Below are 5613 nucleotides of genomic sequence, written 5' to 3' on the forward strand. Positions count from 1 at the left end.
TTATATAGCTGAAACGAAATAAAAATTGAAGATTAATAAAAAAATAAAATAAATTCTTATATCACTTTATAAATCATTATTATTTTTATTATTTTCTCATTTCTAAAATTAAATGTAATTATTACTTTCGGCAATAATATATTCAACAAAAAAATTGACGATAATATAAAAACTCTACTTTCGATAACTTAATAAACTATTTTTGTTATAATGTTGTTATAAAACAATATAATTTATAATGATTTTAGTATAAATAAAAAAATTACAGAAAAGAACAAATATAGATGAATATAAAAGTAATTGCCACATCAACTAGTTGTTTAGATTATTATCCTGAATCAATAGATATTGATTTAATTAGAATTAAAATTCATATAAACGATAAGGAATATATCGATGGCGAAACTTTAAAAGCACATGAATTTTATAATTTGTTAAATCAAAATCCTAAATTAATTCCAAAAACTTCACAACCATCAGTAGGAGAATTAATACATTATTTTAAGCAATTAGCAAATCAAGGTTATAAAGAAGTTTTTATTACTACAATTTCACAACAATTAAGTGGTAGTTTTAATGCAATTGTACAAGCAAGTAAAATAGTGAAAAAAAAAATTAAAATTATTCCTTATGATACAAATACAGTTTGTTTTTCCGAAGGTTTTTTCGCTTTAGAAGCGCAACGTTTATTATCGGAAGGTTTTTCAGTAGAAAATGTCATTAAACATTTAGATGTTTTGAAAAAAAATAATACTATTTTTTTCGTAGTTAATTCGCTCACTCAGTTAATAAATAATGGTCGTTTAAATAAATTCCAAAGTTTATTAGGAAGATTTTTTGGAGTCAAAACCATTTTACAAGTTAATCAAAATGGACAAATTGTTTTAATTAATAAATACTTAACTGTGGACAAAATTTTAAATTCCTTGATCACTAAAATACAAACTTATACGAAAGGACGACCATTTACTCTTCATATTTTATTTACTGGTAACCCTGATTTAAAAGAAAAATTAAGAAAACTACTAGAACAAAAATTCCAATTATTTAATATTTTAGCAATACCTTCTACTCCTGCTATAGGCGCTCACGTAGGGAATAATGTTGTTGGAGTAGGTATTTTTTTGCATTCACAATAATGTATTCATTACAAGAGGTTATATTATGCTATATAATCATAATCAACAACTAAATAAATTAAAAAGAGCACAACAAATATTAACAATTTTAAAAAATCAAGGTTTCGAAGCTTTTATCGTTGGCGGCGCTGTACGTGATTTTTGTTTACGTCTTCCTTTTCAAGATATTGATATTACTACTAACGCAAACTTTCAACATATTCAACAATTTTTTTCTTTATGTTCCGAAAGAAATATTTATGGTTCATATCGTATTTTATTTGAAGAAGAAAGTTTTGATATTGCCACTTATAGAAAAGAAGGTTCTTATTTAGATCATAGACACCCTTCTTCTATAGAATTTACTAATGATATTAAGGATGATATATTAAGGCGCGATTTTACCATTAACGCTCTTTTAATGGATGAAAAAAAAAATATTATCGATTATGTTGATGGATTAAATGATTTAATGCATCATCGCATTAAAGCAATTAAGAATCCTAATCAAAAATTAAAAGAAGATGCTTTAAGAATCATGAAATTGTTTTATTTACAAGCAAAATTAAATTTCAACATAGAGACTCGAACATATCAAGCTTTAATATTGCATATTAGTTTATTAAAGAAACTAAAAGCTGACAAAATTTTACAAGAAATCCTTAAAATTTTAAATCAAAAATATTGGAAGCGAGTTTTTATCTCGTTCCAACAAACTAAAGCACTAACTTTTTTAAATGGTTTTGCAAAAGGGATTTTATTTGTCTTAGAACATGAGATTACTCATCTTGAAGAAAAAATATTTTTAGGTCTTTCTTTTATTTTAGATCAAACTTTAATTAAACATTTTCCTTTTGATAAAAAAAGAAAAAAAATTATGCAACACATTGCTCATCAATATTTTCAAAAAAGAGTTTTTTAATAATATGTATCAATTTTAAACTTAATTTTGTTTTGTATGATCATTGTTTTTTAAAAACTAATATTTTTAAATAAAAAGAGAGAGAAAATGTATAAAAATCAAACTCAAATTTTAAAAGAAAAAAAAATAGGAGAAAATTTTTGTTTAATAGGGAAATTAATCAATCATAATAAAGGTGAAAATTTTGATAATATTGATCTTTTGTTACCTGCAAATTTTAGTGTTAATATAAAATTAGAAGTACCTTGGAATTCCAAATATTTAAATAAAGAAAAAATTTATGTTGTTCAAGTAGTCTTAACTGAAAAAAAAACAAAAAATATATTATTGTGTCAAAATATTAAGTTAATTGAAAAAGTAGCGAATTTAGAAGATATTTATAAATATTATCAATGTTTTTTTTCTTGTGCACCAATTTCTTTTCAAATAATAGATGACTTAATTCAGTCTTTTTTAGCACAAATTAAAAATAAAATTATTTACCAAATTACTTCTAATTTATATTTACGTTATCAATATTCCTTTTTGATTTCTCCTGCTGCTTTTAAAATGCACCATGATTATTATGGTGGTTTAGGTTATCACGTATCAAATATGTTGAAAATAAGTGTTAATTTTTTAACTACTTATCCTTATTTAAATAAAGATTTATTATACGCAGGTATTATTTTGCATGATATGTCTAAAATCGAAGAGTTTAATTTTGAAGAAAAAAATTATACTCAAAAAGGTATTTTATTAGGACATTTAGTTTTAGGAGCCAATCAAATACATCAAGAAGCCTTATCATTAGGTTATCAAGATACTGAAGAAGTTTTATTATTAAAACATTTAATTATTTCACATCATGGATTGTTAGAATATGGTTCAGCTAAAAAACCTCAAATTGGCGAAGCTTTAATATTATGGTATTTAGATGATATAGATGCTAAATTAACTGCTTTAGGAGATAAATTACTACAAACATCTAAAGGAAATTTTACCATTCCTTTAAATGCCTTAGAAAAAAGATGTTTTTATAAACCAAATTTATCTAAAAAAGATGAATAATTTTCAATTCATAAAGTATTGTATCCAAAAGAAAATTTTTGTTTCACTAACATTATTTGAGCTGTTCCGTTTTTTAGACAAATTTAATTTTTAAAATCATTCTTTAAGACTAAAAAATACTGGATAATTTCCTCTCTTTTCAAACCAACAAATTATTTAATTAGATTAAAAATTGTCTAAACTTTTTTCATAATTCATTAAGTTCGAAAGATATTTTTTTAAATATTTTATCCTTACACTATTTATTTAGGTAAAAAAAATGAAAAAAGTGTCTACAAAATGAAAATAAAATGATCTTTGATATAAATTTACCGTTTTTCTTTAAAAAAGACGTACTAAAGTAACTTTTTTAAAGGTTATATTTTTTGATGTTAATTTAACTAAAAATTTATCTCAGATTTTGAATATATTGAGATGGTGTTGAATAGTTTAATTTACTTAAAATCCATTGATTATTCCAAAATCGAGGAAAATGATTGATTATTTTTTTTATTTTATCAGGAGATTTTTTAAATAAAAAAGGATGTTGATGTTGTAAGATTGTTTTCATTTGGCCGAAAAAGTTTTCAATGATGGCATTGTCTCGTGGATTAGCTTTTCTTGACATGCTGTTTAAAAAACCTTTTTTCGTTAAAATTTGTTGAATTTTTGGTGATTGATAAACTTGTGCCTTGATCAAAGTGGATGATACATGGATTAGTCATTTTTGGAAGTTTTTTAATAGTGTTTAAAACTAAATCTTTATTTTGTTGGTTTGAAGTGTGAGAAGCGATGATTTGGTTGTTAAAAGAATCGATAATACAAGAAAAATAGAGAAAATCTTGATTAGTTTTAAAATAAGTGATATCAGTAAAAAGTTTTTGAAGAGGTTTGGTGGCCATAAAATTTTGATTGATTAAATTAGGAATTATTTGAAGATTATTTTTTAAATGATGATAAGTAAAATTTTTTTTGATTCTTAAGCGACAACTAATGTCATTTTTTTTCATAATAGTATAAACTTTTTTCTTAGTAATAAATTCATTAAAAGTTTTTTGGTATAAATCAGTGATTTTCCGATGACCATAAAAATATTGAGATTGAGAACATAAAGCTTTAATTCTTTTTTGTTGTAAAAGGTATTTTTCTTCTTTTTCTTTTAGTTTATTTTTAACTTTTAACCAATAATAATAAGTACTTCTTTTAATTTGAATTGTTTTTAAAATGGTGGTTAAATTAAGAGTTTGATTAAATTGGTTGACTAAATGAAAAACAATCTTTTTATCAATTTTTTTCATCTTTTCAATGATTTTTTGTAACAATTTAATTTTTTGTTTTAATTTTTGCATCTTAATACCAATTATCGTGCTGATAATGTTTTACTGGGAATGCTATTTGAAGCTTACACTCTTCCTAAGCTGTATGCAAAGATGCAATACTGTGTTTCTTGCGCCATCCACTCTCACGTTGTGAGGGTTCGATCGCGGGAAAACAGGAGGAACCGTGAACCCCCACAGCGTTTCAGGCGTCGGGTATGTTCTAATTTTCGTCAGCCATTTATTTTATATCTCTTATTTGCTTTTAGGTTCTGCCTCTATGCCTTTTAGTCTATGGTTCAGTGTGAGGTTCACTTTCTTTAAATCCGATGATTTCTGTTTGTTCAATACTTATATCTTTTCATAATTTGGTGTCTAGAATTGAAACATTGTACATTATATTTCAGTGGATGAGTCTGTATATGTACAAAACTTCATGAATGTAGGAGCTAAATACCCGATACCACGATGAATTCCTTAATAAGGTTCAAATATACCCAATGTCAAAGACTCTGTTCTATATGCCTTTTTTTCTTAGGATACAGTCAGGACTTGTATGTTTTTTTCTTTTTATGGAAATAGCGAGCAAGGTTGGTTAGTTAATTTTTAGATTCAAATGCATTTGCATTGAGGTTATCAAATCTGCAAGCATTAGAAATTTGTGCTAGTCATCTGGGTGCACGCTTTAAGCACTTAGAGTGAAACTTGGTTTGCCGTTTTCTTCCTGGTTCTTATTTTTTTCATGAAGAAGTTGGGTAAATGTTCAAACTTGGCATGATTTGGTTGTGCAATCATTGTGCTTTCTTTGTTAATGACATTGAGGAGCTGGACTGGCAAATGATTTTGGTTTGAATTTGTTGCCTTAGTTCATGATTATATTTACCATCATAGTATTATCTCTATATTCACTGGCGGAGTATTTTCTCCCAAAAAATTTCTAATATATGCTTTTGATTTTTGTATTCAGCTGTTTGCACGTCTAGGTTTTTATTTGCGTATATGATTCATCTCTTCCATGTTCTTTTAGTTTACGTTTCTATTTCTCTTTGTGCATATCAGGAGGATACACCTAGGCCTGCTGCTCCTGGTGCACCTGGTCAGGCTCCACGCCCAGCTGGAGCATCAGCTGCTCGTCCATGAAAAGACACAACACCTGCTGCTCTGTTGCTTTGAGGATGTGCATTGAGGCTATTACTTTTGGCTGCTGCCTTTGCCATATTTCCATTTT

General features: G+C 26.1%; 4 protein-coding genes and 1 pseudogene. 4 read left to right on the forward strand and 1 reads right to left on the reverse strand.

Going from position 1 to position 5613, the window contains the following annotated elements:
• Positions 1-284: 284 nt before the first annotated feature.
• From AlmWB_RS01260 to AlmWB_RS01270, 3 genes are all read left to right on the forward strand, one after another.
• Positions 285-1139 (forward strand): DegV family protein, encoded by an 855-nt coding sequence (locus tag AlmWB_RS01260; RefSeq protein WP_050337304.1) that lies wholly within the window; start codon positions 285-287, stop codon positions 1137-1139.
• Between the two features lie 25 nt (positions 1140-1164).
• Complete coding sequence (locus tag AlmWB_RS01265; RefSeq protein ID WP_050337306.1) at positions 1165-2040, forward strand: tRNA nucleotidyltransferase/poly(A) polymerase-related protein; 876 nt, start codon at positions 1165-1167, stop codon at positions 2038-2040.
• 87 nt (positions 2041-2127) lie between these two features.
• Positions 2128-3090 carry an HD domain-containing protein gene (locus AlmWB_RS01270; protein WP_050337307.1) on the forward strand — a complete coding sequence of 321 codons (963 nt, stop codon included), beginning with the start codon at positions 2128-2130 and terminating at the stop codon, positions 3088-3090.
• A 388-nt stretch (positions 3091-3478) separates the two neighbouring features.
• On the opposite strand, the pseudogene AlmWB_RS01280 reads toward AlmWB_RS01270, so the two are convergent.
• Positions 3479-4418: pseudogene (locus AlmWB_RS01280) on the reverse strand (IS3 family transposase).
• A 39-nt stretch (positions 4419-4457) separates the two neighbouring features.
• Here AlmWB_RS01280 and AlmWB_RS01970 point away from each other — a divergent pair.
• Positions 4458-4676 carry an eS26 family ribosomal protein gene (locus tag AlmWB_RS01970; protein ID WP_157022397.1) on the forward strand — a complete coding sequence of 73 codons (219 nt, stop codon included), beginning with the start codon at positions 4458-4460 and terminating at the stop codon, positions 4674-4676.
• The last annotated feature ends 937 nt before the right edge of the window (positions 4677-5613 follow it).

Origin of the sequence: Candidatus Phytoplasma phoenicium, assembly GCF_001189415.1 — a bacterium.
Classification (GTDB): domain Bacteria; phylum Bacillota_I; class Bacilli_A; order Acholeplasmatales; family Acholeplasmataceae; genus Phytoplasma; species Phytoplasma phoenicium.

What these genes read in the sequence shown, in the direction of transcription:
- AlmWB_RS01270 (WP_050337307.1), top strand. Translation starts at nt 2,128, where the DNA reads ATGTATAAAAATCAAACTCAAATTTTAAAAGAAAAAAAAATAGGAGAA.
- AlmWB_RS01970 (WP_157022397.1), top strand. Translation starts at nt 4,458, where the DNA reads ATGCTATTTGAAGCTTACACTCTTCCTAAGCTGTATGCAAAGATGCAA.
- AlmWB_RS01265 (WP_050337306.1), top strand. Translation starts at nt 1,165, where the DNA reads ATGCTATATAATCATAATCAACAACTAAATAAATTAAAAAGAGCACAA.
- AlmWB_RS01260 (WP_050337304.1), top strand. Translation starts at nt 285, where the DNA reads ATGAATATAAAAGTAATTGCCACATCAACTAGTTGTTTAGATTATTAT.